This is a genomic window from Aquabacterium sp., assembly GCF_030652515.1.
Lineage (GTDB): Bacteria > Pseudomonadota > Gammaproteobacteria > Burkholderiales > Burkholderiaceae_C > Aquabacterium.
Genome location: NZ_JAUSAR010000032.1, coordinates 21,500 through 47,930, shown reverse-complemented (window position 1 = coordinate 47,930; position 26,431 = coordinate 21,500). Strand labels below are relative to the sequence as shown.

The window sequence follows — 26,431 nt, the reverse complement described above, 5'->3', positions numbered from 1 at the left end:
CGCTCACTTGGGCGTGATCTTCCAGAGCTCGCCCTTGGCCTGATCGGTCACCACGTACAGCGCGCCATCCGGCCCCTGGCGGACATCGCGCACGCGCTGTTCCCGGTCGGTCAGCAGGTGCTCCTCGCCGGTCACCCGGTCGCCTTTGATCACCAGGCGCACCAGTCGGCCCTCTTTGAGCGAGCCCAGGAACAGGCTGCCCTGCCAGGCGGGGAAGGCGGTGCCGGTGTAGAACTGCGCCCCCGAAGGCGCGATCACCGGGTCCCAGTAGTACACCGGGGGCTCGAAGCCCGGCCGATCGGTCAAGGCGCCCTCGACGGGTTGGCCTGAATACTCTTCGCCAAACGTCACCAGGGGCCAGCCGTAGTTCTTGGCTCGGCCGATCAGGTTCAACTCGTCGCCCCCGCTGGGGCCCATGTCGGCGGTCCACAAACGGCCTTGGGCATCGAAGGCGGCGGCCTGCACATTGCGGTGTCCCAGGCTCCAGATCTCGGGTTTGGCGCCCGCCGCACCCACCAGGGGGTTGTCGGCCGGGGCAGTGCCATCGGGCTTCAGCCGCAGCACCTTGCCCAGGTGGCTGTCGGGGCGCTGTGCATGGGCGCGCATCTCGGTGGCCGAGCGTTCGCCCATCGTCATGTACAGCATGCCATCGGGCCCGAAGGCCAGGCGCGAACCAAAGTGCAGCCCGCCAGTGAAGGCCGGCAAGGACTGGAAGATCACCTTGGCCTGCTCAATGCTCAAGCGGTCTTTCGACAGCACACCCCGCGCCAGGCTGGTGCCATTGAGTCCGCCGCCACGCGCTTCGGTGAAGGTCCAGTAGATCACGCGGTCGGTGGCAAAGGTGGGGCTCAGGGCCACGTCGAGCAGGCCGCCCTGGGCGCGTGCTTCCACCGGTGGCAGCCCCGCCAGGGGCGGGCCCACGGTGCCATTGGCCAACACGATCCGCATCGCGCCCACCTTCTCGGTGACCAGCAGCGCGCCGTCGGGCAGGGGCTCCACGGCCCAGGGGCGGTTCAGCGCCTTGGTCAGCACCGTCACTTGGTGGGCCACTTTGGAGTTCAGCCCGGGTGCCCGGGTCTGCCCGGCAAAAGTGGGGCGCTGGGCGCCCGCGTTGGGCGAGCGCGTCTCGATCGGCGTGCCAACCGGTCCTTGCACCGACGTGGCGTCTGTGCAGGCTGCTGTCAGCCCCAACAGGGCCAGCAGGACACCCAGGGCGGGGCGCTTTGCTTCAGCCATCGGCGGATCCCGTCCGCGTCCTCGCTTGTCGGCAGATGTTGCTGCCCGTGAGGGTCAGGGTCAGGTTGCCGCCATCCCAGACCATCCAGTCCAGTTCGATGAATTCGTCGATGTCGCTGGGGGGGATCAGGTCGGCGCGGCGTTGCTTCAGCAAATCGACACAGGCCACCAGGGCGTCACGCAGGGTGTCCAGGCGGGTGGGCAAGGCCGGTGGGGGCGTGACCGCGCCTTTGGTGCTGGCACGCGGGCGGCGTGCGCGGGGCCGGGCGGGCCCATTGAGCTCAGACATGGGAAAACTCCAAAAGCTGAGACACGTTAGCACGGCGATGCGACTTGTTCCTGCCCGATACTCCCGGGATGTCCCTGCATCGCAACCGATTCATCCGCCAGGTCCAGGTCCGGCCGCGCTTGTTCATCGCGGCTGCCTTCGCAGCGGCCATCATGGCACTGCTGCCGACGGGTGTGGTGGAAAGCCTCACCACCCGAATGCTGATTGGCTGGAATGCCGGGGTGGTGCTGTACCTGGTGCTGGCCGGGGTCATGATGGCCCGTTCGTCGCGCGAAAGAATCCGCTGGCGCGCCAACCTGGAAGACGAGGGGCAACTGGTCATCCTGGCCCTGGTCATCGTGGCCGCCGTGGCCAGCCTGGCGGCCATCGTGGTCGAGCTGTCCCTGGTCAAGGAGATGGCCCGGGCCACCAAGTTCATGCACATCGGGCTGGCCATCACCACCATCGTGTCCTCCTGGGCGTTCACGCATGTCATGTTCGCGCTGCATTACGCCCACGACTACTACCTGGATGGTAGCGAGGGGGCCGTCGGCGGGCTGGATTTCCCGGGCACCGAGACGCCTGATTACGGCGATTTCGTCTACTTTTCCTTCGTCATTGGCACCTCGGCCCAAACGGCCGATGTCAGCTTCACCAACAGCGCCATGCGGCGCATCGGCCTGATCCATTGCGTGCTGGCCTTCCTGTTCAACACCACCTTGCTGGCTTTGACCATCAACATGGCCGCCAGCCTGATTTGAGTGGGCGTCAGCCTGCCACCTTGAACATGCTGACGCGTTCGGCCAGCTGCTGAGCCAGTTTTTTCATCGACAAGACAGCGGCGGCGGTTTCTTCCACCAGGGCACTGTTTTGCTGGGTGGAACGGTCCAGGTCCTGCACCGCCGAGCCAATCTCGGTGATGCCCGAGTTCTGCTGGCGGGCCGACCCGGAGATCTCCTCCAGCAAGGTTTTCATGCGCTGCGCATTGGCCACCAGGTCGCCCATGGTCTTGCCCGCAGACTGCGCCACTTGCGTGCTGGCATCGACCCGGCCCATGCTGTCGGTGATCAGGGACTTGATCTCGCGGGCGGCCGTGGCCGAGCGCAATGCCAGCGCACGCACCTCGCCCGCCACCACGGCAAAGCCCTTGCCCTGTTCGCCAGCGCGCGCGGCCTCTACCGCTGCGTTCAGGGCCAGGATGTTGGTTTGAAAGGCGATGCCGTCGATCACCGCGATGATGTCGCCGATCTGGCGAGAGCTGTCTTTGACGGCATCCATGCTGAGCATCACCTGCTGGATGATCGTCAGCCCCTGGCTGGCCGCGTCGGCGTTGTCGTGGGCCAGTTCGGAGGCGGCCCGGCTGTGGTCGGCGCTGGCATGGGCGGTGTGGGTCATCGCACTCATGGAGGCGGCCGTTTGTTCCAGGCTGGCCGCGTTGGCCTCGGTTCTGGCCGACAACTCCATCGATCCCAGGCTGATCTCGCTGGCCCCGCTGAGCAGTGAATCGGAGGACTGCCGAACCTGGTGGACGATGCCGCCCAGCGAGTCTTGCATGTCGCTCACGCACTGGATCAGCTGGGCGATTTCATCGCGCCCCCAGGCCTTGGGCTGGGTGGTCAGGTTGCCCTGGCGCATGGCGTCCAGGTGCAGGGCGATCTCGCGCAGGCCACCGTCCAGCACTTTCTTGAAAGCCAGGAACAGGTACAAGGCCGCGGCCACGCACAGCACCATCACCCCGGTGGTGATGTCGCGGGCGCGGGTCATGGCGTTCACCCGAGTCTCGATCAATTGGTCCATGTGGCGGGTGGCGCGGCTGGTCAAGCCTGTCAGTTGGTCCAGGGCCTGAAGTGCCGAGGCGTGGTGCGCACGGGCATCGCCTTGAGGGCCTTGCGGGCGCAGCAAATTGGCTTCGGCCTGTTGCAGGAACAGGCTGATCTGCCGGACTGCCTGGTCGGCATTCACGTGCGAGGCGGACTCGCCGTTGTAGGCGTAGACCTTGTCCAGGCCATCGCGCACCGCCTGCAGTTGGCCCGTGGCCAGCACCAGCAACTCGGTGACCCGGCGGACCTGGGCGGGCGTGCCGGCCGAGTTGCGCAGCATGAGCGAGCCCAGCTCGCCCAGTTGCGCCAACTGGTCGCTCAGCAAGGGCAGGCGGAACATCGACGCGTCCATCAGGTAGTAGCTGTCGATGTCGGGGTCCAGCGTCAGGTTGGAGCCGTCGGTGGAGGCGGCCAGCAGGGTGATCAGCTGGTCCAGCTGGCGGGTGTGCGTGGCCCAGACCGTGTCAAAGCCGGCCGAGGCCGAGGCCACTTGGCGGTGGGCTTCCAGGAAGGCCTGGTAGGGCTTGTCGGTGCCCAATGCCGCGCCGTCGGCCTGTTGCTCGGCGTCCAGACGTTTCAGGCTGTCGGCCACCTCTTGCTGAATCGCGGCCAGACCCGACGGGGGTGTTTGGTTGGCGGCCTCGGCGAGGGCGAGCGAGCGTTGGCGCTGCAAGGCGCTCATCAGTGGCATCACCTGGCGGGCATAGGTCACGCCAATGCGCTCCTTGGCCGAGAACCCGATCATCGCGGCCTTGTCGCCAAAGTATTGCCACGACAACCAGAACAGCGGAATGGCAAAGACGAGGGAGATCGTCAGCGCCTTGGTCTTGAAATCGATCCGCCGAAACAAGCGGATGCCGGGTGCCCAGGCACCGTGGTGGGTGAAGAACTCCGACCAGGCGCCGGGTGAGCGAGCGTCTTGTTCGGGGGTTTCAAGGCGTCGAGCTGATTCACTGAGCATGGGCCACCCTTGTCTGTTGATTTGTCCTATTTTCTGGTAACGACTTTTTTGGGGATCCCGGAAATAGTGCGGCCTTGGCCCCGTTGTTTTCACAGATCTTTACGGGCGGGCCACACCGCGTTTACTGCGGGCTCGCACCATGAAGGCATGGACAGGTGGCAAGGGCCATCTCCAGCCAAAGGAAACAAACCATGGGCAAGATCGCAAAACTCACTCGCGCTGACACCTGGAGGCCAATGGTCATGGCCAGCGCCTTGTTGGTGATTTCGGCCGTGTCGGCCTTCAGCATGAGCTCGCTGGCGCAAGCCCAGGAGCCCGTCGCCGCCACCACCAGTGCGTCGGCACCGGCTGAGGCGCACCCCCATCGCCATGGCCGCATGGGGCATGGCGGCCACCACCAAGGTGGGCCTGGCATGTTGCCCATGCGTGGTCGCCACCTGGATCGCCTGCTGGACCAGGTCAAGGCTACGGATGCCCAGCGCACGCAGATCAAGGGCTTGGCCAAATCGGCTGAAGCCGATTTGAAGCCCCTGCGCGACACCGGCCACAGCCTGCGTCAGCAGACCATGGCCCTGTTTGGCCAAGCTCAGGTGGATGCCGCCACCGCCGAGAAGCTGCGTCAGCAAGGCCTGGCCAACCACGATGCCGTCAGCAAGCGGACGCTGCAATTCGCGCTGGATGCCAGCAAGGTGCTGACGCCCGAGCAACGCGCCGACCTGGTCGCCAAAATGCAAAAGCGCCACGACCGGATGAAGTCGCACGGCCAGTCGCACGCTCGGCTTGAGCATTGAGGCTGGAGGGGGCGACAATGCTGGACATGAGCGAGCACATCCTACTGATCGACGACGACCTGCGCCTGAGTGCCATGGTGGGTGACTACCTGCGCAGCCACGGCTACCAGGTCTCCAGCGCCCCCACCTTGAGCGCGGGCCGTGAGTTGCTGGCGCGCCAGGCCGTTGATGCCCTGGTCCTGGACCTGATGCTGCCCGATGGCGACGGTCTGGACCTGTGCCGCGAGTTGCGCTCGGCGTCCCGCACGCGGTCCTTGCCCCTGCTGATGCTCAGCGCCCGGGGCGAGCCCACCGACCGCATCGTCGGCCTCGAAGTCGGGGCCGACGACTACCTGCCCAAGCCCTTCGAGCCGCGCGAGTTGCTGGCCCGCCTGCGCGCCCTTTTGCGCCGCACCAACCCGGCGGCGCAAGATGACGACGTGTGGCGCTTTGGCCGCCTGGAAATCGACGCCGGCCTGCGCCAGGCCCGGCTGGCAGGCGCGCCCTGCGAGTTGACCTCCTACCAGTTCGACCTGCTGTCCGTGCTGGCCCAGCACCCGGGCCGCGTGCTCAGCCGAGACCACATCATGGACGCGCTCAAAGGCCATCCCCTGGAGGCCTACGACCGCTCGATTGACGTGCACATCTCGCGCATCCGCGCCGCCATCGAAGACGACCCCAAAGAGCCCAAGCGCATCCTCACCGTGCGTGGTGCGGGCTACGTGTTCGCCAAGAAGCAGGACGCTGACACCGAAACCGCATGAAGACGCTGGCGCTGCGGATCTACCTGACCGTGGTCACGGTCCTGCTGCTGTTCACGCTGGGCACCGGTTGGTTGGCGCAGCGCCACATGGAGCACGAGCGCAACGAGTTGCAATCCCAGGCCGCCTCGAACGAACGCGCTGCCGCCTGGGGAGAGCTCATCGAGAACAGCCTGCCCCCGGTCAACCAGCCGGAGGCCGACCAGGCCCAGGCTCTGCTGGAGTGGGCCGCGCGCCTGCGTCTGCCCCTGGCGCTCGACAACCCGCAAGGCCGCCGCATCGCCACGTCAGACTTGATGCAGGAGCGTTTGCTCCGCCAGCGTGGCTCCCTGATCCGCCTGCAGGAGATCCACCTGTCCGATGGTCGCGTCCTGTGGATCTTGCGCCCCTCTTTGGTGGCGAGGGGGCGCGGTGGTCCGCCCAGCGCCGAGGGGCCGCCGCCACCGCCGCCAGCGGGTATGGCGGGCCCGCCGCATTGGTCTGGCGGCCCATTGGGCTGGCTGGCACCGCCGCCCTGGCTGCTCAGCGGTGCGCCCGCATTGATCCTGTCGCTGCTGCTGCTGTTCGTGGCCGTGGCCATTGGCGCCTGGCCGGTGGCCAACCGCCTCACGCGGCGCCTGAAGGCCCTGCGCCAAGGCGTTGAAACCTTTGGTTCGGGCCAGTTGCAGCACCGTGTGGAGGTGGAGGGGCGCGACGAAGTGGCCGATCTGGCGCAAAGCTTCAACCAGGCCGCCCAGCGCATCGAAGACCTCATCGGCGCCCACCGCAATCTGCTGGCCAATGCCAGCCATGAACTGCGATCGCCCTTGGCGCGCTTGAAGATGGCGGTGTCCATGATGGCCGAGTTGCCGCCCGAGCGCTGCGAGGCCCTGCGCCAGGAAATCAACCAGGACATCAAGGAGCTGGACGCCCTGGTGGAAGAGGTGCTGCTGGCCAGTCGGCTGGATGCCAAGTCCGAGCTGGATCGCCAGCCCGTGGACCTGGTGGGCCTGGCCGCCGAAGAGGCGCGCCGCGTGGGCGCTGTGCTGGAGGCCGACGAGGCCTCGGGCCAGGCTGTGAAGTTTGACGAGCGGCTGGTGCGCCGTGCCGTGCGCAATCTGCTGGAAAACGCCAAACGCTATGGCGGCGACCGCGAGCCCATCTTGCTGAACGTGTCTACCGGCCCCTTGATGGTCGAGATCAGCGTCAGCGACCGGGGGCCTGGCGTGCCACCCGAAGAATGCGAGCGCATTTTCGAGCCCTTTTACCGCTTGCCTGGCCACTCGGAACACGCGGGCGGTGTGGGCCTGGGGCTCAGCCTGGTCCGCCAGATCGCCCAAAGGCATGGTGGCCAGGTGCGCTGCGAAGCCCGCGAAGGCGGGGGCAGCCGCTTTGTGATCACGCTGCCGAAGCAGCCCGCCCAATGGCCAGATAGTCCAGGCCAAAAGCCTTGACCAGGTTGGGTTCGTAGAGGTTGCGCCCGTCGAAGATGACGGGTGTTTTCAGGCTGGCCTTGATCTGCGCAAAGTCGGGACTGCGGAACTCTTTCCACTCGGTCACGATGATCAGGGCGTCGGCCTCTTGCAAAGCCGTCATCGGCGAGTCGGCGTAGCGCAGGCTGGGGTGTTGGCCAAAGATGCGCTGGGCTTCTTCCATGGCCACCGGGTCGTAAGCGGTGACCGTGGCCCCGCGCTTGAACAGCTCTTCCAGCACCACGCGGCTGGTCGCTTCGCGCATGTCGTCGGTGTTGGGCTTGAAGGCCAGGCCCCACAACGCAAAGCGCTTGCCGCTCAGGTCTTGCCCGAAGCGCTTGGTGACCTTGTCCACCAGCACCATCTTCTGCGCATCGTTGGCGTCTTCCACGGCCTGCAGCACCTTCAGGTCCTGCCCTTGCCCACTGGCCGTTTTGATCAGCGCCTTGACGTCCTTGGGGAAGCAACTGCCGCCATAACCGCAGCCAGCGTACAAAAAGTGAAAACCGATGCGCTGGTCAGAGCCGATGCCCTGGCGCACGGATTCGATGTCGGCGCCCATTTTCTCGGCCAGTAAGGCCAGCTCGTTCATGAAGCTGATGCGGGTGGCCAGCATGGCGTTGGCGGCGTACTTGGTGAGTTCGGCGCTGCGCACATCCATCACCAGCACCTTGTCGCGGTTGCGCGAGAAGGGCGCGTACAAAGCGCGCATCAGCAAGATGGCCTGCTCGTCGTCGGCGCCCACCACGATGCGGTCGGGGCGCATGAAGTCTTCCACCGCCGCGCCTTCTTTCAGGAACTCGGGGTTGGAGACCACGGCGAAGGGCGTGTCGCTGCCGCGCTTGGCCAGCTCGTCGGCGATGGCGGCTCGCACCTTGTCGGCCGTGCCCACGGGCACCGTGCTCTTGTCGACCACCACCTTGTAGTCGGTCATCAGGCGGCCGATATTGCGGGCCGCGGCCAGCACGTACTGCAGGTCGGCCGAGCCGTCTTCGTCAGGGGGCGTGCCCACCGCGATGAACTGCAAAGTGCCGTGCGCCACGGCGCGGGCAATGTCGGTGGTGAACGCCAGGCGCCCGGCCTTGACGTTGCGCGCCACCACCAGGTCCAGGCCCGGTTCGTGGATGGGGATGCCCCCCTCTTCCAGGATTCGAATCTTGTTCGGGTCAACGTCCAGGCACAGCACATCGTTGCCCATCTCGGACAAACAAGCCCCCGTCACCAGGCCCACATAGCCGGTGCCAACAACTGATACTTTCATGGACGCTCGAAGGTTGATTGAGACATGGGTGGCATTCTGTCAGAACCCCACCGGTCTCATGGACTCTTCCTTACGCCATGAACCCCAAGTTGCGCGTTGACACGTCGAAGTTGCCGATGTTGGGGGCGATGCCCGCTGTGCCGCCCGCGCCGGTCAGGGCCGACTCGGGCACGTCCATCCACTTGCCCAGGGTGTAGACCACCTGGTCCACGGACTGGGATGGCAGCAGGACGCCGTTGGTCAGCAAGTGCGCGCTGAAGTAAGTGCCTTGGTCAAACGGGCTGAAATCGGGGTAGCGGCCATACATGTCGCCACCCTTCACGCTGCCGCCAAAGACGAAGTGGTGCCCACCCCAGCCATGGTCGGTGCCGTCGCCATTGTTGTTCAGGGCGCGCCCGAAGTCGGACGCGGTGAACGAGGTCACGTTCGAGCGCATGTCCTGGCCACCCGGCATCCTGGACAAGGTGTCATAAAAATAACCCACAGCGTGGTCCAGACGGGCCATCAGGTCGCCGTGGCTGAGCAGCAGGCTGTCATGGGTGTCAAAGCCGTTCAGCGTCACCATGAACACCTGGCGTTTGGCGCCAATGCCGGTGGCCCCTCGGGCCGCGATCATGCGTGCCACCATTTGCAGTTGCTGGGCCAGCGGGTTGAGCGTGCTCAGGCCGGTGTTGGGGTCGGTGTACTTCAGCAGGGGATCGGCGGCGGAGGTGGCCGCGCCGGGGGTGCCCCAAGGCGCCTGGGCAGCGGCGGGCAGCGAACTCAGCAAGGTGCTTTCCACGCTCAAGGCCCGTTGCACGGTCTTGGTGTAGTCCTGCGCCAGGACGTCGGTGTTGGTGGGGGTGGCTGCGATCTTGCGCACCGCCTGGTAAACGGCCGCGCTGCCGTAGGTGCTGCCTTCACCCGCCATGCGGGTCAGGCCCGAGGTGCTGAGCTGGTAGGGCATGACCTGCTTGCCCGACAACCACACTGAGCCGTTGTTGATCCCGATGCTGGAGAACGTGCTCGCAGTGTTGCGAGACATCAGGCTGTCCATCATCAGGCCGCCCCAGCCCGCGACCGCCCCTTCCGCCGCGAACGACTGCCACATCGACTGCTGGTCGTTGTGCGACATCAGGTTGGTGGGCAGCGGGAAGCTCAGGCTGAACAGGTCGATCTTGTTGGTGGGCACGATCAGCGGACCCACGTTGGCAATCACGGCCGCCTTGCGGTCCACGTACATGTCGCGGATGCGTTTGAGTTGCGGGTGCAGGGCAAAGGACTTGAAGTTGCGGTCGGCGTTGAAGCCGCCCGCATCCGGGACGGTGATGGGCAACAAGTCCGAGCGATTCAAGGCGATGGACAAGGCGCCGGGGATGGGCGTGCCGCCATTGGCCACCGTGGCCGCGTTGGAATCACGCGCCACGCTGTAGTAGTACCACGAGGCTGCGTCGGTGGGCAGCACGGTGTTGTGGGCATCGTTGCCGCCCGCCAGGAAAATGCACACCAGGGCCTTGTAGTCGGTGGCGCCGCTCGACTGGGCCGAAGCCACGCCCATGGAGGCCAGGTTCAAGGCCCATGGCGTGGTCAGCCCGGCCGCGCCCAGCACGGTGGCTTGTTTCAGAAATGATCGACGTTGGTTGGTGCTCATGTCGGCAAGCTCATTTTTGAATCAGAAACTCTGGTGACACGGCGGTCATCAGGATGGCGGCATTGACACGCTTGTCCAGCGCGGCGTTGATGTCGGCGGTGTTGGTGCCGGACTCGTTCAGCGCTGGCACGGGGATGGTCAAGATCGCGGCGGTGATGTCCTTGCGCAGGGTCTGGCTCATGATCCCGCCCAGCAGGCGGTTGGACATGTCGGACACCAGGTCGTCGGGGGTGTTGGCCAGCAAGCGTTGCTCGGTCAGCACCAGGCGCACACCCGCTTGATTGTTCACCCGGCCAATCCCGTTGTTGAGCACTGACAGCACTGCGTTGACATACCCCGTCACGCTGATCTCGCTGGTGATCTGCATCTCGGGCAGCACCATGCCCATGGAGGCGCTCTTGCTTTGCGGCGGCACGTAGCCTGGCCTGAAGAAGTTGAACACGGACGGCGAGTTCCAGGGCGATTGACCAAAGGACAAAGACGCATCGCTGGTGGAGGTGATGCCCACGTTCTTGACCCGCTGGGTGCCGGATTTCAAACCCGGGCCATCAAAGTTGAAGGCGCGCAGCAAGGCCGTCAGGCGCAAAACCGGTTCGCGCAACTTGCCGTCGGAGTTCATGGCGATGTAGGGCGAGCCCAGCGCTTCGGCGTCCATGAGGATGGCCTTGACGACCTCCTTGATGTTGCCGTTCGTGGCCACGAACTTCTGGGCCACGCGCGACACGTAGGCGGGGCTCGGGTTGCTGGTGACCAGGCGTTGAATCAACTGACGGCTGAAGAAGGGGGCCACGTTCTTGTGGCTGGCCAGCGTGTCCAGCGCTACCTTCAGGTCGGCTTGCAGATTGGGGCTGGACCGTGCCGGCAGACTGACCTTGAGGAAGGAGGTGGCCGATGTCGAATGGTAGTTCGGGTAAGGCACCATGGGCTGGTAGGCGGCCTCCGGATCCAGGCAACTGACGTTGCCGGTGAAGCAGGCCTCCTCGGTCTGGCTGGCCACCGAAGGGCCACGGTAGAAGCTCCAGCCCGTGAAGATCTTGGCCAGGCCTTGCACGTCCTCGCTGGTGTAGCTGACCTTGGGCTGGCCGTTGGATCCCATCACGGGCGTGCCATCCATGTTCAGCTCATGCAGGCCGATCGAGAACAGCTGCATGACTTCACGCGCGTAGTTTTCGTCCGGGATCCGGCCGATCGCCGGGTCTTCCTTCTGGTTGCCACGGTAGGTCAGGTACACGCCCATGGCGGGGCTTTTGGTCACCGCTTCCAGCAAGGTGCGGTAGTCGGTCCAGACGTTGGCGTTGAGCGTGTCGATGTAGCCTGCCACCAGGGTCGGGCGCATGTTCAATTCGACGTTGTAGAGCGAGACCACGAAGATCTCGGACAGGGCGAACACCACGCGCTGGCGCAGTTGGGCCGGGTCGGTCAGGGCGCCGGTGTAAAAACCTTCCACCACCTGCTCGAACCGGCCTTTGTTGCTGGGCTCGTCCACCTTGAGTTCGGCATCGCGTCGCTCCATGAACGACCGGTAAGTCGTCTCGGGCGCCATGGCGAACTGTTCGTCCAGCCAAGCTGTGTAGCCGATGGTGTTCAGGTGGGCCACACTGGCCTCGGACGGGCCAAAGGTGGCGTGGTTCAGGAAGCGCCAGGCTTCGGACCGATTGTTCGGGAAGTCTTTCTCGGCCTCACCGACCACGCAACCACTGCCGCTCAGCAGCAATGCGCTCATGCCGATGCAGCTCAGCCATCGCCCAATCATTCCAATCTTCACTACACGCTCCCGATGTCACGTTTAACGTCGGTAAAGCGTACCGGTCTGGATTTTCAGGACACAGGGTGGTTGTCTCTAGTTGTGACAGCTTGCCACTCGTCAGGCGCCAAATGTCACCTTTTCCCCCGTGAATGAGGGGGGCTGCCGTTCATGGCAAACCCGATTGACCGGATTTTCTGCACTCATTTGGGGAAATACGCCAGGTACCAATTCACGAATTTGGCCACGCCGTCAGGCAAGGACGTGGTGGGGTGCACGCCTGTCCAGTCCGACAGGGCCTGCGTGTCGGCGTAAGTGGCCACCACATCGCCGGGCGCCATGGCTTGCAGATCCTTGATGGCCGGGCGGCCCAGGGCCTGTTCCAGCGTTTCAATGAACTGCAGCAACGGCACCGGTTGGCTGTGCCCGATGTTGAAGATCCGGTAGGGCGCCCAGGAGGTGGCGGGCGAGGGGTGTTGGCGATCAAACCCATCCTCGGCCGAAGGCGGGCGGTCCAGCGTGGCCAGTACACCTGCCACGATGTCATCGATGAAGGTGAAATCGCGCTGCATTTGCCCGTGGTTGAACACCGTGATGGGCTTGCCCGCCAGGATGGCGCTGGCAAACAGCATGGGTGCCATGTCCGGGCGGCCCCAGGGGCCGTACACCGTGAAGAAGCGCAGGCCGGTGGTGGGCAAGCCAAAGAGGTGGCTGTAGCTGTGGGCCATCAGCTCGTTGGATTTCTTGGTGGCGGCGTACAGGCTGACCGGGTGGTCGACCGAATCGGTCTCCACAAAGGGCATTTTCACATTGCCGCCATAAACGCTGGAACTGCTGGCGTACACCAGGTGCTTGATCTGGTGGTGCCTGCACGCCTCCAGCATGTTCACAAAACCCACCAAGTTGGACTGCACGTAAGTCTGAGGGTGCGTCAGCGAGTAGCGCACACCCGCTTGGGCCGCCAGGTGCACCACGGCGTCGAAACGTTCCGAGGCCATCAAGCTGAACAAGTCACCGTGATTGGCGATGTCCAGCGGCAGGAACTGGAAAGGTGCCCCTGGCGCCTGCCGAGCGATCTCGGCCAGGCGGTCTTGCTTGAGCTGCGGATCGTAATAGTCGTTGAGGTTGTCGATGCCCACCACCACATCGCCCCTGGCCAGCAAGGCCAGGGTGGTGTGCATCCCGATGAACCCGGCCGCGCCGGTGACCAACACTTTCATGGGCGCCAATCAAGCACGCGCATCGCCCCAGCGCAGGGTGGTGGATTCGTCGCCCTGGTACGTGGTGTTGCCATGGCGGTCAACGCTGTATTGGGGCGAAGCCACCACTTCGTGGAAGGTGGCGCCTTCGCTCAGGCGCGTGTACTCGAACAGCACGCTGCGCACCACGGTGCTGTTCTTGCGCAAACGGCAACCATGGCCAATCCAGGTGGGCCCCTGGATGGTGACACCCGGCTCGATGCACGAGCCCGAGCCGATGTACACGGGGCCATTGATCTTGACGGTGTCCCAGTCGACCTTGGTGTTCAAACCGACCCACACGCCGGGGCGCACTTCGGTGCCAGGCATGTCCATCTGGGCGATTTCGCCGCGCAACACGCGCTGGCACACCGACCAGTAATCGCTCACGCGGCCAATGTCGATCCAGTTGAAATGACGACTTTGCGCAAAGAAGGGCAGTTCCCGTTCAGCCAGCAGTGGGAACAATTGGCTGCCAATGTCGAACTCCACGCCCTGCGGCACCATTTCCAGGATTTGCGGTTCAAAAATGTAGATGCCGGTGCTGGCCAGATTGGACTTGGCCTCTTCGGGACTGGGCTTTTCCTGGAACGACGTGACGCGGCCTTGCTTGTCCGTCACCACGATGCCGTAGTTCTTGACCTGGTCCTTGGGCACCTCCAGGGCCACCACGCTGGCCATGGCCTTTTTCACCTTGTGCTCGAACAGGGCGGCACTGATGTCCAGGTCGATGATGGCGTCGCCGCACATCACGATGGTGGTCTCGTCAAAGAAACCGCTGAAATCCTGGATGTTGCGCATGCCGCCTGCCGAGCCCAAGGGCTTGGGCACGATCTCGCCATGCTCGCGGGCACCTTCGTGCGAGTAACCAATTTCGACGCCCCAGCGGTGGCCGTCGCCAAAGTAGTTTTCAATTTTCCAGTGGTTGAAGGCCACGTTCACCATGATTTCCTTGACGCCGTAACGCGCCAGGTGTTCGATGATGTATTCAAGAACTGGTTTGCCCAGGATGGGCACCATGGGCTTGGGTGTTTGCTTGGTCAGTGGCCGCACTCGGGTGCCTTGACCTGCCGCCAAAATCATTGCTTTTGCCATGCTGCTGCTCGTGCCAATGGATCCATGTTGATATGGGGTAGCATCATGCAACAAGTGGACCAATGCGGTGCATGTAAACGCCGACACCCCCCAGATGTAGGGCCTGCAAGTGAAGGGGGCGCTGGGCATAATTCCAACAAATTTGGCCAAAAAACCTTTGGGTTGTTCACATGATTTTCATCACAGGCGGAGCCGGATTCATCGGTGGCAATTTCGTCCACCATTGGTTCGAGCGTCTGGCCAAGCTGGGCCTGCCCCCAGAGCCCGTCCTTGTTTTTGACAAGCTCACCTACGCCGGCAATCCGCTCACCATCAAAGTGCACCTGGAGGCCGGGCGTGCCACCCTCATCCAGGCCGACATCGCCGACCGCGATGCCGTGCGCGCCGCGTTGGCGCAGCACCAGCCCCGCGCCATCCTGCATTTCGCGGCCGAAAGCCATGTTGACCGCTCCATCCACGGGCCGGGCGAGTTCATCCACACCAACATGGTGGGCACCTTCTGCCTGATCGAGGAGGCCCGTGCATACTGGGGCGCTTTGCCGGCCGCCGACAAGGCCGCCTTCCGCTTCCTGCACGTGTCCACCGACGAGGTCTATGGCTCGCTCAGCGACACCGATCCTGCCTTCAACGAAACCACGGCCTACGCGCCCAACAGCCCCTATTCGGCCAGCAAGGCGGGCAGCGATCACCTGGTGCGCGCTTATCACCACACGTATGGTTTTCCGACGCTGACCACCAATTGCAGCAATAACTACGGGCCCTACCACTTTCCCGAGAAGCTCATCCCCCTGATGATCCTCAACGCGCTTGATGGCAAGCCATTGCCCGTGTATGGCGATGGTTTGAATGTGCGGGATTGGCTGTTCGTGCGCGACCACTGCGAGGCCATCTGCCAAGTCCTTGAAAAAGGCCGCTTGGGTGAAACCTACAACGTGGGCGGCAAAAACGAAGTCAAGAACATCGACGTCGTCACCACCATCTGCCGCAAGCTCGATGCCCTGCGCCCCAAGGCCACGGGCCAATACGAAGACCAGATCACCTACGTCACTGACCGTCCCGGCCACGACCGCCGCTACGCCATCGATCCGAGCAAGATCGAGCGTGAGATCGGCTGGCAGCCCGCCGAAACCTTCACCTCGGGCATCGATAAAACCGTTCAATGGTTCCTGGATAACACCGAATGGATTGACTCTGTCCGCTCCGGGGCTTACCGTGATTGGCTCAACACCAACTACCAAAGCCGCGTGGCCTGAGCAGCACCATGAAAATCCTTTTGCTGGGCAAAGGCGGGCAGGTTGGCTGGGAGTTGCAGCGGTCGCTGTCGTGCCTGGGGCAGGTCACCGCGCTGGATTTCGATTCCCCCGGCCCGCAGGCCGCGCCACACCTCAAGGCTGATTTCAGCTGCCCTGAGCAAGTGGCGGCCATCGTGCAGGCCGTCAAGCCCGATGTCGTTGTCAATGCGGCCGCCCACACGGCGGTCGACAAGGCTGAAAGCGAGCCTGAGCTGGCCCGAGCCATCAACGCCACCGCCCCTGGTTTGATCGCCCTTGAGGCGGCCAAACTGGGCGCACTGCTGGTTCACTACAGCACCGACTACGTGTTCGATGGCAGCGGCTCGGCCGCCCGCCACGAGACGAGCCCGACCGCGCCCTTGAGCGTTTATGGCCGCACCAAGCTGGAAGGCGAGCAACTCATCCAGCAAAGCGGCTGCGCCCACTTCATCTTCCGCACCAGTTGGGTGTACGCGGCACGGGGCGGCAACTTTGCCAAAACCATGCTGCGCCTGGCGGCCGAGCGCGATCAGCTCAAGGTCATCAACGACCAGATCGGCGCACCCACCGGGGCTGATCTGGTGGCCGACGTCACCGCGCACGCCATCCGCGCCTTCCGCCAGGCCAACCGCCCAGAACTGAGTGGCCTTTACCACCTGGTGGCCCAAGGCGAAACCAGCTGGTTCGACTACGCCCGCTTCGTGATCGAGTGGGCACGCGCCAATGGCCAGCCCATCAAGGTGGCGCCGGATGCCATCGAATCCACGGGCACGGCCTCGTACCCCACACCGGCGCAGCGGCCGCTCAATTCGCGCCTGGACACCACCAAGCTGCAGCAAGCGCTGGGCTTGACCTTGCCCCATTGGCAGCGAGGCGTTCAGCGCATGCTCACCGAAATCACAGGGAAGTAATTCGTCATCATGACTCTCGCCACACGCAAAGGCATCATCCTGGCCGGCGGCTCGGGCACGCGCCTGCACCCCGCCACGCTGGCCATCAGCAAGCAACTGCTGCCGGTCTACGACAAGCCCATGATCTATTACCCGCTCAGCACCTTGTTGCTGGCCGGTATCCGCGACATCCTCATCATCAGCACGCCGCAAGACACCCCGCGCTTTCAATCGCTGCTGGGCGATGGCAGCCAGTGGGGCGTCAACCTCAGCTATTGCGTGCAGCCCAGCCCCGATGGCCTGGCGCAAGCCTTCATCCTGGGCCGCGATTTCGTCGGCAACCACCCCAGTGCCCTGGTCCTGGGCGACAACATCTACTACGGCCACGACCTGCAAGGCCTGTTGATGGACGCGGCTGGCCAGCCCGATGGTGCCAGCGTTTTCGCCTACCACGTGCACGATCCTGAACGCTATGGCGTGGTCGATTTCGACGCCAGCAAACGTGCCCTCAGCATCGAAGAAAAGCCCAAGGTCCCCAAGAGCAACTACGCCGTCACCGGCCTGTACTTCTACGACAAGCAGGTCTGCGACATCGCCGCCGAGATCAAGCCCAGTCCGCGCGGCGAGCTGGAGATCACCGACGTCAACGCCATGTACCTGAAGCAAGGTCAGCTCAATGTGCAGATCATGGGCCGGGGCTATGCCTGGCTCGACACCGGCACGCACGACAGCCTGCTCGAGGCCAGCCAGTTCATCGCCACCCTTGAAAAGCGCCAGGGCCTGAAAGTGGCCTGCCCTGAAGAGATCGCCTTCCGCTCGGGCTGGATCACGGCCGAGCAGGTTCACAAGCTGGCCCAGCCCATGCTCAAGAATGGCTACGGCCAATACTTGCTCAAGGTCATCAACGAGCAGGTGTTCTGAGCATGAAGCTGATCCCCACGCGCATTCCCGATGTCGTCATCATCGAGCCCGCCGTGTTTGGCGACGACCGCGGCTGGTTCATGGAAAGCTTCAACCAGCACCGCTTCAATGCCGAGCTGGCCAAACTGGGCCTGCCTGCGCCCCGGCCCTTCGTGCAAGACAACCATTCCTGCAGCAAGAAAGGCGTGCTGCGGGGCCTGCATTACCAACTGCCACCCAGTGCGCAAGGCAAGCTGGTGCGGGTGGTGCAGGGTGCCGCGTTCGATGTGGCGGTGGACATCCGCCGTGGCTCACCCACCTTCGGCCAATGGGCCGGTGTTGAACTGTCTCCGCAAAACAACCGTCAGTTGTGGGTGCCGGAGGGCTTTGCCCATGGCTTTGTGGCCCTGACCGACGACACGCATTTCTTGTACAAAACCACTGATGTTTACGCCAAGGACTGCGAGCGGGCCATTGTCTGGAACGATCCCGACATCGGCATTGATTGGCCCCTGGGCGGCTTGCAGCCCAATCTGGCGGCCAAAGATGCGCAGGCCCCACGTTTGAAGGATGCGGATTATTTCTAACGCCGCATGGCGCTCGGCATAATCCCGGCCATGCTGTCCTCCGTTCCACGCCCTCCCGCAAGCTCACCCAACAGCTTGTGGCGCAACCTCCTGACCTACGGGCTCATCATCGGGTTTGCAGTTTGGTGCGTGGTCGGATTCCACCGTGATTTGTCCAAAATCAGCCTGGCCCCCTTGATCGCGGGTTGGCCCGCTGTGTTGGCGGCCACGGCCTTGTCCTTGCTCAACTATGCCCTGCGCGTGGTGCGCTGGAAGATGTACCTGAACCGACTCGGGCATGCGCTGCCCTGGGGTTTCGTCTCGCTCACCTTCATGTCCGGCTTTGCCTTCACCCTGTCGCCGGGTAAATTGGGCGAGATGGTGCGGGCCCGCTATTACCAGCCTTTGGGCATCCCGGTGTCCGGCCTCATGGCCGGATTTTTTGTGGAGCGCCTGCTCGACCTGCTGGTCATGATCCTGCTGGCCATGGCCGTCCTGGCCGAGTTGCAGGCTTACCGACAAGTGCTGTGGGTGGCCGTGGGCCTGGTGGTCGGCCTGATGGCGATGCTGGCGTTCACGCCCTGGCCCTGGGTGGCACAGCGCATGGCCAGCCACCCACGAGCTGACAGCAGGCTGTTCAAGGCCGCACAGTCCCTGGTCACCATGCTCGGCAGCGCCAGCCAGTTCCTCAAGCCGGGCATCTTGTTCATGGGCCTGTCCCTGGGCCTGGTGGCCTGGGGGGCCGAAGCCGTGGGGCTCAAGCTGGTGGGCGATGTCATCTCCACCGCGCCCTTGTCGCTGCCCTCGGCCATGGGCATCTATGCGATTGCCATCATCGTGGGCGCACTGTCCTTCCTGCCAGGTGGTTTGGGCAGCACTGAGCTGGTCATGACCGGCCTCCTGCATGCGCACGGCTATCAGCTGCCCGAAGCCATCCTTCTGACGCTGGTGTGTCGCCTGCTCACGCTGTGGTTGGCGGTGCTCATTGGCTGGGGCTGCGTCTGGGCTTTGCGAGACAAAAGGTAAAAGGTCAAAGGACTTCATGTCAGAAACCAAATCAATCCCGCTGTGCGTGGACCTCGATGGCACGCTCATCCACAGCGATTTGTTGCTCGAATCCTTCTTGCTGCTCGTCAAGCAGAACCCGCTGTACCTCTTCCTGGTGCCGCTGTGGTTGCTGGGCGGCAAGGCCAAGTTCAAGGCCGAGATCGCCCGGCGAGTGCAGATCAATGGCGCCGCCTTGCCATATTCCGAATCTTTCGTGGCCTGGCTCAAAGTGCAAAAAAGCCAGGGCCGCCAGATCTGGCTGTGCACGGCCTCAGACCAGCGCATGGCGCAGGCCGTGGCCCAGCACGTCGGTTTTTTCGATGGCGTGCTGGCCAGCGACGGCCACACCAATCTGTCGGGCAGCAACAAGGCCCAACAACTGGTGCAACGCTTTGGCGAGCGGGGGTTTGACTACTGCGGCAACCACCGGGTTGATCTGAAGGTCTGGCAGCACGCGCGTGCTGCCATCGTGGTCAATGCCAAACCCGGATTGGAGGCCAGCGCGCGGGCCTGCACCCAGGTCAGTGAGGTGTTCCAGCCGCCCAAGTCCGGCGTCAGGGTGGCGTTGAAAGCCTTGCGCATTCACCAATGGGCCAAAAATGCCCTCATCTTCGTGCCCCTGGCGGCGGCGCATCGTTTGCAGGACATGCCCACCCTGATCGACGGCCTGGTGGCGTTCGCGGCGTTCAGCCTGTGCGCCTCGTCGGTCTACCTGCTCAACGACATGCTCGACCTGGAGGCTGATCGCCAGCACCCCCGCAAGTGCAAGCGCCCCTTCGCGGCTGGCACGCTCAGCCTGCTGTTTGGGCTGGTGGCGGCGCCAGCGCTGTTGTTGATCTCGCTGGCGCTGGCCTTGACCTTGCCCCTCAAGTTCCTGGCGGTGCTGGGGGCTTATTACCTGGTGACGCTGGCCTATTCCTTCGGCCTCAAGCGCCTGGTCATGATCGACGTCCTGACCCTGGCTGGCCTGTACACCGTGCGCATCGTGGCAGGCGCGGCGGCCACCGACATCCCGCTGTCGTTCTGGCTGCTGTTGTTTGCCATCTTCATCTTCCTCAGCCTGGCCATCGTCAAGCGCTATGCCGAGCTGCACGCCATGCGCAAGCAAGGGCAGCTCAAGGCCAGCGGGCGCGGCTACCAGGTGGAAGACCTGGGCTTGCTGCAAAGCCTGGGCGGCTCTTCTGGCTACATCAGCATCCTGGTGCTGGCCTTGTACGTCAACTCGCCCGACATTGCCGTGCTGTACAGCCACCCCAGGATGGTGTGGCTGCTGTGCCCGATCATGCTGTATTGGGTCAGCCGGGTGTGGATGCAAACCCACCGGGGCCACATGCACGACGACCCCCTCGTCTTCGCCCTGAAAGACCGCATCAGCCTGCTCACCGGCGTGGCCGCCGCAGCGGTGCTGTGGCTGGCCGTCTGACGAGCCAAGTCATGGCAAGCCAGGCGGTCACCTCGTGGGGCAGGGTCTTTCGTCCGGATCAGCAGGTGCTGGGCATGCCCAGCCGCCATGCCAGCCTTCCTTTACCGGCCGACGGTGCGGCCACCGTGTTACCCCACGGCAATGGCCGCAGCTACGGCGACAGCAACCTGAACCCGGGCGGCGCCCTGGTGCTGGGCCGCCAGCTGGACCGCTTCATCGAGTTTGACCAGGCCACCGGCCTGATCACCTGCGAAGCCGGCGTGTTGCTGTCAGAGATCCTGCGCCTGATCGTGCCGCAGGGCTGGTTCCTGCCGGTCACGCCTGGCACCCAGTTCGTCACCGTGGGCGGCGCCATCGCCAACGATGTGCATGGCAAGAACCACCACCTGGTGGGCTCCTTCGGCAACCACGTCACCCAGTTTGAATTGCTGCGCTCGGATGGCAGCCGCCGCGTTTGCTCACCCACGCAGCATGCCGAGTGGTTCGCCGCCACCGTGGGCGGCCTGGGCCTGACCGGCATGATCACCTGGGCGCAAATCCAGCTGCGCCGCATCGCCAATCCCTACCTGCAAACCGAAAGCATCCGGTTTCGCAGCCTTGAAGAGTTTTTTGAGCTCAGCCAGGCCTCCGAGGCCGATTACGAATACACCGTTTCGTGGATCGACTGCGCCTTCGCGGGCAAGCGCCTGGGCCGTGGCCTGTTCAACCGGGCCAACCACGCGCCCGCGGTCATGAACCCGGCGCTGGCCGCCAAGCTGCCCAACCCGGTCGAAGCAAGCAGCCGCCGCGTGCCCTTCACGCCGCCGCTGTCCTTGATCAACAACTTGTCGCTCAAGGCCTTCAACCTGGCCTACTTCAACCGCCAGCAAGGCGACCGGGTGCAAGCCCTGCAGCACTACCGCCCTTTCTTCTACCCGCTGGATGCCCTGCTGGAGTGGAACCGCATTTACGGCCCCAAAGGCTTCTACCAGTACCAATGCGTGGTCCCGCCCGAGCAAGCCCTGCCCGCCACCCGGCAACTGCTGCAAACCATCGTGGACAGCGGCATGGGCTCCTTCCTGGCGGTGCTCAAGCAATTTGGCGCGCCGCCATCGCGGGGGCTGCTGTCCTTCCCCATGCCGGGCACCACGCTGGCACTTGATTTCCCCAACCAGGGTGAGCGCCTGCACCGCTTGTTCGCCCAGTTGGATGGCATCGTGCAGGCTGCCGGTGGCCGCTTGTACCCGGCCAAGGATGGCCGCATGGGCGCGCAGATTTTCAAGTCCGGCCACCCGCAGTGGCCAGCCTTTTCCCCATTTGTCGATCCGCGTTTCTCGTCAGGTTTCTGGCGCCGGGTCATGGAGTCCACATGAAAAAGATCCTGATCGTTGGGGCCACCTCGGCCATGGCCGAAGCCTGCGCCCGACTCTGGGCCCAACAGGGCGACCACCTTTTCCTGGCGGCCCGCAACGCGCAGCAACTGCAATCCCTGGCCGCTGACCTGCAAACCCGGGGCGCCACCAAAGTGGGCACCCGCGTGTTCGATGCCAACCAGCACGATCAGCACGCCGCTTTGCTGGCCGAAGCCACCCAAACGCTGGGTGGGCTCGACACCGTGCTGATTGCCCACGGCACCCTCACCGATCAAGACCGCGCCCAGCACGACGTGCCCTACGCCCTGGCCGAAATCGGCACCAACGGCTTGTCGGTCGTGGCGCTGTTGACCCTGGTGGCCAACCAGTTGGAGCAGCAAGGGCGTGGCGCCATCGCCGTCATCTCATCCGTGGCGGGGGATCGGGGCCGCCAAAGCAACTACGTTTATGGCAGCGCCAAGGCCATGGTGTCGGCCTTCACCTCCGGCCTGCGCCAGCGCCTGGCCAAAAAGGGTGTCCATGTGGTCACCGTCAAACCCGGATTTGTGGACACGCCCATGACCGCGCACCTGCCCAAAGGCCCACTTTGGGCCAAGCCCGAGCAGGTGGCCAAAGACATCAGCCAGGCCATCGACAAGGGCCGCCGGATTGTCTACACCCCGGGCTTTTGGCAACTCATCATGTTGATCATCAAAACCATCCCCGAGTTCGTTTTCATCAAGCTGAAACTTTGAATGCGGCCCATTCGCGCATTTATTGCCCCCTTGATTAGGGGTTTTACGGTCACGGTGTGACTTACCTCAAAGACGCGGCACCTCAACCTGAGTCACCATGCGGCATGGTTGTGACTTGGTTGTAATTTTTGGGGTTTTTGTAACATGGCGCGTGTTTGGCGAACTGCATTGAAAGGGATTTTGATCCTGACAGCGGTGGCGGTCTTGGGTGCCACCAGCTGGTGGCATCTGCGGCAGCGCGCGGTCAGCCCCGACCAGTACCATGTGCGCGGCAAGTTCGGCCCGGTGGTGGGTTGGCCCTTGATCCCACTGCAAGTCATCACTTTGCCGGATGGGCGCGTCATGAGCTATGGCACCGACGCCAAAGGACAGCAGACCGGTCAGACCATTTACGACATCTGGGATCCCACCAAGGGATTTGGCCCCGAATCCCACCTGACCTTGCCCAACCAGACGGGCACCGATATTTTCTGCAGCGGGCAATTGTTGGTGCCTGCCGATGGTGCCGTGCTGCTGGTGGGCGGCGATCTCACCGTCAATGGTCAGCGCAACTGGTCGTCGGCCGACATCAACTACTTTGATTTCAACAAGACCGTGCTGAAGTCTTCCGGGCGCACCATGCAGCGTCCGCGCTGGTACCCCACCGTGGCCACCATGGCCAGTGGCGAAGTGCTGGTGGTGGGAGGCAAGCTGGATCCCACCCACTACGCCCCGATCCCCGAGATCTACAACCCGAAAACCGGCTGGCGCACTTTGCCAGGGGCGGACAAGAACGAAGCCTATGGCGAGCCCAACTGGAACTACCCCCGCCTGTGGCTGGCGCCCAATGGCAAGATCTTCAACGTCTCGCGCTTGGGCAACACCTTTTACCTGGACATCGAGGGCCAGGGCAAGATCGAGCCACTCAAGGCCAAGTTGTTCCGGGGGCATTCCTACCTGCCCAGCCTGATGTACGCGCCGGGCAAGGTGTTGTCCATGCGCATGCTGGGGGTGGCCAACGACATCGATCTCAATGGCCCCGAGCCGGTGGTCAAAACCACGGGCTGGTACACGCCAATCCGCTTCAACGCTTCGGCCACCGTCCTGGCCGATGGGCAGGTGTTTGTCAGTGGTGGCGGCTTGAAGAACGACGATGCCAGCTCGCACATCCTGGCCAATCGCCTGGCCGAGATCTGGGATCCGAAAACGGGGCGCTGGAACAGTGCTGCCGTGGCCGGCAAAGACCGGCTGTATCACTCGGTCGCCCTGCTGATGCAAGACGCCACAGTGCTCACCGGGGCTGGTGGCGCGGGGGCTGCCAAGGCCAGCAACAACCTGGATGTGGAGGTGTACTACCCGCCTTACCTGTTCAAGCGCGATGGCTCGGGGCAGTTCGCCGAGCGCCCCAAGATCGACCAGGCGCCAACGGTGGTGAAGTGGGGGACGGCCTTCGATGTCCATGTGCAGGGCACCACAGCCGTCTCCAAGGTGCACCTGGTGCAACTGGGGTCAGCCACCCATGCCCAGGTGTATGAACAACGCTTCATCGGTTTGAACTTTGCCAGCAAGCCTGGCGGCATCCTGTCGGTCAGCAGTCCGGACAGCAGAAACACCGCCCCACCGGGCTATTACTACCTCTTTGTGTTCGATTCCGAGGGCGTCCCCTCGATTGGCAAGGTGATCAGACTGGATGCCTGAGCCAAGAACCCCAGTCAGTGCTTACACTAGTCGGCTAAGCACACAAGGGGTTCAGGTTGGCGTTTGGTTCGTCCATCATTTTCAATGGCCGTTTTTTGCAGCGCCCGGTCACGGGGGTTGAGCGCTTTGCCATCGAAACACTGAGGGCACTGGATGGCCTGATTTCGTCAGGAGAAATCAAGCTGGGGCCCCTTTTCCTGGCGGTTCCCAGGGGCACCCAGGCCAAGGTCTCGTTCAATCACATCCAGCTCATCGAGGTCGGGCGCTTTCAAGGCTACGCCTGGGAGCAGATCGAGTTGCCCTGGTTTGCCGGGCGACGCCTGCTGGTCAACCTGTGCAACACCGGGCCCGTCTGCAAACGCCACCAGGCCGTGGTCATCCACGACGCGGCCGTGTTTTCTGTGCCACAGGCTTACGGCATGGCCTTTCGGTTGGTCTACAAATGCATGCACCGTCTGCTGGCATGGCGTGGCGCGCGCATCCTCACGGTTTCCGAGTTCTCCAGGCAAGAGCTGGCCCGCCACCTTCACATTGCGGCCGAATCCATCGCGGTGCTGCCCGAGGGCGGCGAGCACGTGCTTCGTGTCTTGCCTGATGACGGCATCCTGACCAAAGCCGACCTGCTCAAGCGCCCCTTCGTGCTGGCCGTCAGCAGCGCCCAGGCCAACAAGAACTTTGCCTTCGTGGCCCAGGCCCTGGCTCCACTGGGCGATCCTGGTTTCGACGTGGTGGTGGCAGGCGGCACCAACCCTGCCGTGTTTGCGGCCAAAGGGGCGGCTTTGCCGCCTTTTGTCAAACACGTGGGTTATGTCTCTGATGCGGAGCTGGCCAGCCTGTACATGCAGGCCGCCTGCTTCGTTTTTCCATCGCTCTACGAGGGATTTGGCATCCCGCCCCTGGAAGCCATGGCCCGGGGCTGCCCGGTCGTGGCCTCCAACGCCGCCTCCATCCCTGAGGTTTGCGGCCCGGCGGCGGTGTACTTCGACCCCGTTGACCCATCCTCGTTCCTGGATGCACTCCACCAGGTCATGGGCAGCGAGCCAGCCCGAGTTCAGCTTAAAGTGCTAGCCCAACAACGCAGTCAGCTGTGGACCTGGCCCCGAGCTGCACGTTCATTGCTCCAGGCGTTGCCAGAACAGGTACCTACACACCCATGAGTATTCAAGTTGCTGTGCGAGAAGCCACTTCCTACCCCCCAGTGATCAACCCTTTGGCCAACCGCAAACTCAAGGTTGCGGTGGTGCACGACTGGCTGGTGGTCTACGCGGGCGCGGAAAAGGTGCTGGAGCAACTGATCAACATCTGGCCCGATGTAGATGTGTTCACGCTGGTTGATTTCCTGCCAGACGACCAACGGGCCTTTCTGAAGGGGCGCCCGGTCACCACCAGCTTCGTCCAGAAGTTGCCGTTTGCGCGCACCAAATACCGCAGCTACCTGCCTTTGATGCCCCTGGCCATCGAGCAGCTTGACCTGTCGGGCTACGACCTCATCGTGTCATCCAGCTATGCCGTGGCCAAGGGGGTGCTCACCTCGGGCAACCAGCTGCATGTCAGCTACGTGCATTCGCCCGTGCGCTACGCCTGGGACTTGCAACACCAGTATTTGCGCGAAAGCAAGCTGGAGAAGGGCTTCAAATCGTTCCTGGCCCGCTCGCTTTTGCATTACATCCGAATGTGGGACCACCGCACCGCCTGCGGTGTCGATGTGATGGTGGCCAACTCGCGCTTCATCAAGCGGCGCATCAAAAAAGTGTATGGCTGTGAAGCCCAGGTCATCTATCCGCCGGTGGACACGGCCGGATTCACCTTGTGCCGCGACAAGGAAGACTTCTACGTCACCGCCTCCAGGCTGGTGCCCTACAAGATGATCCCCACCATCGTGGAAGCGTTTTCGCTCATGCCCGGCAAGCGGCTGGTGGTGGTGGGCGATGGGCCTGAGCTGGAGCGCATCAAGGCCATCGCCGGGCCCAATGTCGAGGTCATGGGGCATCAGCCCTTTGCCACGCTCAAGCAACTCATGCAAACGGCCAAGGCCTTTGTGTTCGCCGCTGAAGAAGACTTTGGCATCACCCCGGTGGAGGCCCAGGCCTGTGGCACGCCGGTCATTGCCTTTGGCCGGGGTGGGGTGCTGGAAACCGTGCGCGGCCTGGGGCTGGGCAGCGCACCCACAGGGATCTTCTTTCACGAACAAACCCCTCAGGCCATCGCGGATGCCGTTCAGCAGTTTGAACGCCATGCCGGTGAGTTCTCGGCGGATGCGTGCCGCACCAATGCCGAGTTGTTCTCAACCGAGAACTTCAAAACCCAGATGGCCGCGCTGGTCAGGCAGTCGGCGG

General features: G+C 63.6%; 22 protein-coding genes and 1 pseudogene. 15 read left to right on the top strand and 8 right to left on the bottom strand.

The window, feature by feature from the left end; all coding sequences use genetic code 11:
- Positions 1 to 3: 3 nt before the first annotated feature.
- Together Q7V20_RS04295 and Q7V20_RS04290 are read right to left on the bottom strand one after the other, a co-directional pair.
- The gene (locus tag Q7V20_RS04295) at positions 4 to 1,236 is read right to left on the bottom strand and encodes a PQQ-dependent sugar dehydrogenase (RefSeq protein ID WP_304787544.1); all 1,233 of its coding nucleotides are present in this window, start codon (positions 1,234 to 1,236) and stop codon (positions 4 to 6) included.
- Positions 1,229 to 1,525 (bottom strand): hypothetical protein, encoded by a 297-nt coding sequence (locus Q7V20_RS04290; RefSeq protein WP_304787542.1) that lies wholly within the window; start codon positions 1,523 to 1,525, stop codon positions 1,229 to 1,231. Before Q7V20_RS04290 ends, Q7V20_RS04295 begins: the two co-directional genes overlap by 8 nt.
- A 68-nt stretch (positions 1,526 to 1,593) precedes the next feature.
- On the opposite strand from Q7V20_RS04290, the gene Q7V20_RS04285 reads away from it, so the two are divergent.
- Positions 1,594 to 2,265 (top strand): DUF1345 domain-containing protein, encoded by a 672-nt coding sequence (locus Q7V20_RS04285; protein ID WP_304787540.1) that lies wholly within the window; start codon positions 1,594 to 1,596, stop codon positions 2,263 to 2,265.
- Positions 2,266 to 2,272: 7 nt separating this feature from the next.
- Here the strand turns inward: Q7V20_RS04285 and Q7V20_RS04280 are convergent, their stop codons facing one another.
- Positions 2,273 to 4,285, bottom strand: coding sequence for a methyl-accepting chemotaxis protein (locus Q7V20_RS04280; protein WP_304787538.1), 2,013 nt, complete (start codon positions 4,283 to 4,285; stop codon positions 2,273 to 2,275).
- Between the two features lie 191 nt (positions 4,286 to 4,476).
- Here Q7V20_RS04280 and Q7V20_RS04275 point away from each other — a divergent pair, with 191 nt between their 5' ends.
- Genes Q7V20_RS04275 through Q7V20_RS04265 form a run of 3 tightly spaced genes read left to right on the top strand, consistent with a single transcriptional unit; the run spans position 4,477 to position 7,249 of the window.
- Positions 4,477 to 5,076, top strand: a complete 600-nt coding sequence (locus Q7V20_RS04275; protein ID WP_304787535.1) for a Spy/CpxP family protein refolding chaperone — start codon at positions 4,477 to 4,479, stop codon at positions 5,074 to 5,076.
- Between the two features lie 26 nt (positions 5,077 to 5,102).
- On the top strand, positions 5,103 to 5,819 hold the full coding sequence (locus tag Q7V20_RS04270) for a response regulator (protein ID WP_304787533.1): 717 nt from the start codon (positions 5,103 to 5,105) through the stop codon (positions 5,817 to 5,819).
- Entirely contained in the window at positions 5,816 to 7,249 is a 1,434-nt protein-coding gene (locus Q7V20_RS04265; protein WP_304787531.1) for a HAMP domain-containing sensor histidine kinase, read from the top strand. Before Q7V20_RS04270 ends, Q7V20_RS04265 begins: the two co-directional genes overlap by 4 nt.
- On the opposite strand, the gene Q7V20_RS04260 is transcribed toward Q7V20_RS04265, so the two are convergent.
- From Q7V20_RS04260 to Q7V20_RS04240, 5 genes are all read right to left on the bottom strand, one after another.
- The gene (locus Q7V20_RS04260; RefSeq protein ID WP_304787529.1) at positions 7,194 to 8,528 is read right to left on the bottom strand and encodes a UDP-glucose/GDP-mannose dehydrogenase family protein; all 1,335 of its coding nucleotides are present in this window, start codon (positions 8,526 to 8,528) and stop codon (positions 7,194 to 7,196) included. The genes Q7V20_RS04265 and Q7V20_RS04260 overlap by 56 nt on opposite strands.
- 70 nt (positions 8,529 to 8,598) lie before the next feature.
- The gene (locus tag Q7V20_RS04255) at positions 8,599 to 10,158 is read right to left on the bottom strand and encodes a DUF1501 domain-containing protein (protein ID WP_304787527.1); all 1,560 of its coding nucleotides are present in this window, start codon (positions 10,156 to 10,158) and stop codon (positions 8,599 to 8,601) included.
- A gap of 10 nt (positions 10,159 to 10,168) precedes the next feature.
- Positions 10,169 to 11,881: a DUF1800 family protein gene (locus Q7V20_RS04250; RefSeq protein WP_304787525.1), complete on the bottom strand. Its 1,713-nt coding sequence runs from the start codon at positions 11,879 to 11,881 to the stop codon at positions 10,169 to 10,171.
- A 224-nt stretch (positions 11,882 to 12,105) separates the two neighbouring features.
- Entirely contained in the window at positions 12,106 to 13,122 is a 1,017-nt protein-coding gene (locus Q7V20_RS04245) for an NAD-dependent epimerase (protein ID WP_304787523.1), read from the bottom strand.
- 9 nt (positions 13,123 to 13,131) lie between these two features.
- Positions 13,132 to 14,235 carry an NDP-sugar synthase gene (locus tag Q7V20_RS04240; protein WP_304787520.1) on the bottom strand — a complete coding sequence of 368 codons (1,104 nt, stop codon included), beginning with the start codon at positions 14,233 to 14,235 and terminating at the stop codon, positions 13,132 to 13,134.
- Positions 14,236 to 14,405: 170 nt separating this feature from the next.
- Here Q7V20_RS04240 and rfbB point away from each other — a divergent pair, with 170 nt between their 5' ends.
- The 11 genes and pseudogenes from rfbB to Q7V20_RS04185 form a co-directional block, all read left to right on the top strand.
- Complete coding sequence (rfbB, locus tag Q7V20_RS04235) at positions 14,406 to 15,488, top strand: dTDP-glucose 4,6-dehydratase (protein ID WP_304787518.1); 1,083 nt, start codon at positions 14,406 to 14,408, stop codon at positions 15,486 to 15,488.
- Positions 15,489 to 15,496: 8 nt separating this feature from the next.
- Positions 15,497 to 16,417, top strand: a complete 921-nt coding sequence (gene rfbD / locus Q7V20_RS04230) for a dTDP-4-dehydrorhamnose reductase (protein WP_304787515.1) — start codon at positions 15,497 to 15,499, stop codon at positions 16,415 to 16,417.
- Positions 16,418 to 16,426: 9 nt separating this feature from the next.
- Positions 16,427 to 17,317, top strand: coding sequence for a glucose-1-phosphate thymidylyltransferase RfbA (gene rfbA, locus Q7V20_RS04225; RefSeq protein WP_304787512.1), 891 nt, complete (start codon positions 16,427 to 16,429; stop codon positions 17,315 to 17,317).
- A gap of 2 nt (positions 17,318 to 17,319) precedes the next feature.
- Positions 17,320 to 17,883, top strand: coding sequence for a dTDP-4-dehydrorhamnose 3,5-epimerase (rfbC, locus tag Q7V20_RS04220; RefSeq protein WP_304787510.1), 564 nt, complete (start codon positions 17,320 to 17,322; stop codon positions 17,881 to 17,883).
- 6 nt (positions 17,884 to 17,889) lie between these two features.
- Positions 17,890 to 18,888, top strand: coding sequence for a YbhN family protein (locus Q7V20_RS04215; RefSeq protein ID WP_370652399.1), 999 nt, complete (start codon positions 17,890 to 17,892; stop codon positions 18,886 to 18,888).
- Between the two features lie 16 nt (positions 18,889 to 18,904).
- Entirely contained in the window at positions 18,905 to 20,332 is a 1,428-nt protein-coding gene (locus tag Q7V20_RS04210; protein WP_304787506.1) for a UbiA family prenyltransferase, read from the top strand.
- Between the two features lie 11 nt (positions 20,333 to 20,343).
- Complete coding sequence (locus Q7V20_RS04205) at positions 20,344 to 21,684, top strand: FAD-binding oxidoreductase (RefSeq protein ID WP_304787504.1); 1,341 nt, start codon at positions 20,344 to 20,346, stop codon at positions 21,682 to 21,684.
- The gene (locus Q7V20_RS04200; RefSeq protein WP_304787502.1) at positions 21,681 to 22,418 is read left to right on the top strand and encodes an SDR family oxidoreductase; all 738 of its coding nucleotides are present in this window, start codon (positions 21,681 to 21,683) and stop codon (positions 22,416 to 22,418) included. Before Q7V20_RS04205 ends, Q7V20_RS04200 begins: the two co-directional genes overlap by 4 nt.
- Before the next feature lie 180 nt (positions 22,419 to 22,598).
- Positions 22,599 to 24,095 (top strand): glyoxal oxidase, encoded by a 1,497-nt coding sequence (locus tag Q7V20_RS04195; protein WP_304787499.1) that lies wholly within the window; start codon positions 22,599 to 22,601, stop codon positions 24,093 to 24,095.
- Positions 24,096 to 24,151: 56 nt separating this feature from the next.
- A complete protein-coding gene (locus Q7V20_RS04190) occupies positions 24,152 to 25,252 on the top strand; it encodes a glycosyltransferase family 1 protein (protein WP_304787497.1) in 1,101 nt (366 codons plus the stop codon).
- Positions 25,249 to 26,421 (top strand): annotated as a pseudogene (locus tag Q7V20_RS04185) (glycosyltransferase family 4 protein); the annotation flags it as partial. The gene Q7V20_RS04190 and the pseudogene Q7V20_RS04185, both read left to right, overlap by 4 nt.
- Between the last annotated feature and the right edge of the window lie 10 nt (positions 26,422 to 26,431).

What these genes read in the sequence shown, in the direction of transcription:
- Q7V20_RS04295 (WP_304787544.1), bottom strand. Translation starts at nt 1,236, where the DNA reads ATGGCTGAAGCAAAGCGCCCCGCCCTGGGTGTCCTGCTGGCCCTGTTG.
- Q7V20_RS04270 (WP_304787533.1), top strand. Translation starts at nt 5,103, where the DNA reads ATGAGCGAGCACATCCTACTGATCGACGACGACCTGCGCCTGAGTGCC.
- Q7V20_RS04250 (WP_304787525.1), bottom strand. Translation starts at nt 11,881, where the DNA reads ATGAGCGCATTGCTGCTGAGCGGCAGTGGTTGCGTGGTCGGTGAGGCC.
- Q7V20_RS04260 (WP_304787529.1), bottom strand. Translation starts at nt 8,528, where the DNA reads ATGAAAGTATCAGTTGTTGGCACCGGCTATGTGGGCCTGGTGACGGGG.
- Q7V20_RS04275 (WP_304787535.1), top strand. Translation starts at nt 4,477, where the DNA reads ATGGGCAAGATCGCAAAACTCACTCGCGCTGACACCTGGAGGCCAATG.
- Q7V20_RS04240 (WP_304787520.1), bottom strand. Translation starts at nt 14,235, where the DNA reads ATGGCAAAAGCAATGATTTTGGCGGCAGGTCAAGGCACCCGAGTGCGG.
- Q7V20_RS04255 (WP_304787527.1), bottom strand. Translation starts at nt 10,158, where the DNA reads ATGAGCACCAACCAACGTCGATCATTTCTGAAACAAGCCACCGTGCTG.
- Q7V20_RS04280 (WP_304787538.1), bottom strand. Translation starts at nt 4,285, where the DNA reads ATGCTCAGTGAATCAGCTCGACGCCTTGAAACCCCCGAACAAGACGCT.
- rfbB (WP_304787518.1), top strand. Translation starts at nt 14,406, where the DNA reads ATGATTTTCATCACAGGCGGAGCCGGATTCATCGGTGGCAATTTCGTC.
- Q7V20_RS04200 (WP_304787502.1), top strand. Translation starts at nt 21,681, where the DNA reads ATGAAAAAGATCCTGATCGTTGGGGCCACCTCGGCCATGGCCGAAGCC.
- rfbA (WP_304787512.1), top strand. Translation starts at nt 16,427, where the DNA reads ATGACTCTCGCCACACGCAAAGGCATCATCCTGGCCGGCGGCTCGGGC.
- Q7V20_RS04205 (WP_304787504.1), top strand. Translation starts at nt 20,344, where the DNA reads ATGGCAAGCCAGGCGGTCACCTCGTGGGGCAGGGTCTTTCGTCCGGAT.
- Q7V20_RS04290 (WP_304787542.1), bottom strand. Translation starts at nt 1,525, where the DNA reads ATGTCTGAGCTCAATGGGCCCGCCCGGCCCCGCGCACGCCGCCCGCGT.
- rfbC (WP_304787510.1), top strand. Translation starts at nt 17,320, where the DNA reads ATGAAGCTGATCCCCACGCGCATTCCCGATGTCGTCATCATCGAGCCC.
- Q7V20_RS04245 (WP_304787523.1), bottom strand. Translation starts at nt 13,122, where the DNA reads ATGAAAGTGTTGGTCACCGGCGCGGCCGGGTTCATCGGGATGCACACC.
- rfbD (WP_304787515.1), top strand. Translation starts at nt 15,497, where the DNA reads ATGAAAATCCTTTTGCTGGGCAAAGGCGGGCAGGTTGGCTGGGAGTTG.
- Q7V20_RS04210 (WP_304787506.1), top strand. Translation starts at nt 18,905, where the DNA reads ATGTCAGAAACCAAATCAATCCCGCTGTGCGTGGACCTCGATGGCACG.
- Q7V20_RS04265 (WP_304787531.1), top strand. Translation starts at nt 5,816, where the DNA reads ATGAAGACGCTGGCGCTGCGGATCTACCTGACCGTGGTCACGGTCCTG.
- Q7V20_RS04215 (WP_370652399.1), top strand. Translation starts at nt 17,890, where the DNA reads ATGGCGCTCGGCATAATCCCGGCCATGCTGTCCTCCGTTCCACGCCCT.
- Q7V20_RS04285 (WP_304787540.1), top strand. Translation starts at nt 1,594, where the DNA reads ATGTCCCTGCATCGCAACCGATTCATCCGCCAGGTCCAGGTCCGGCCG.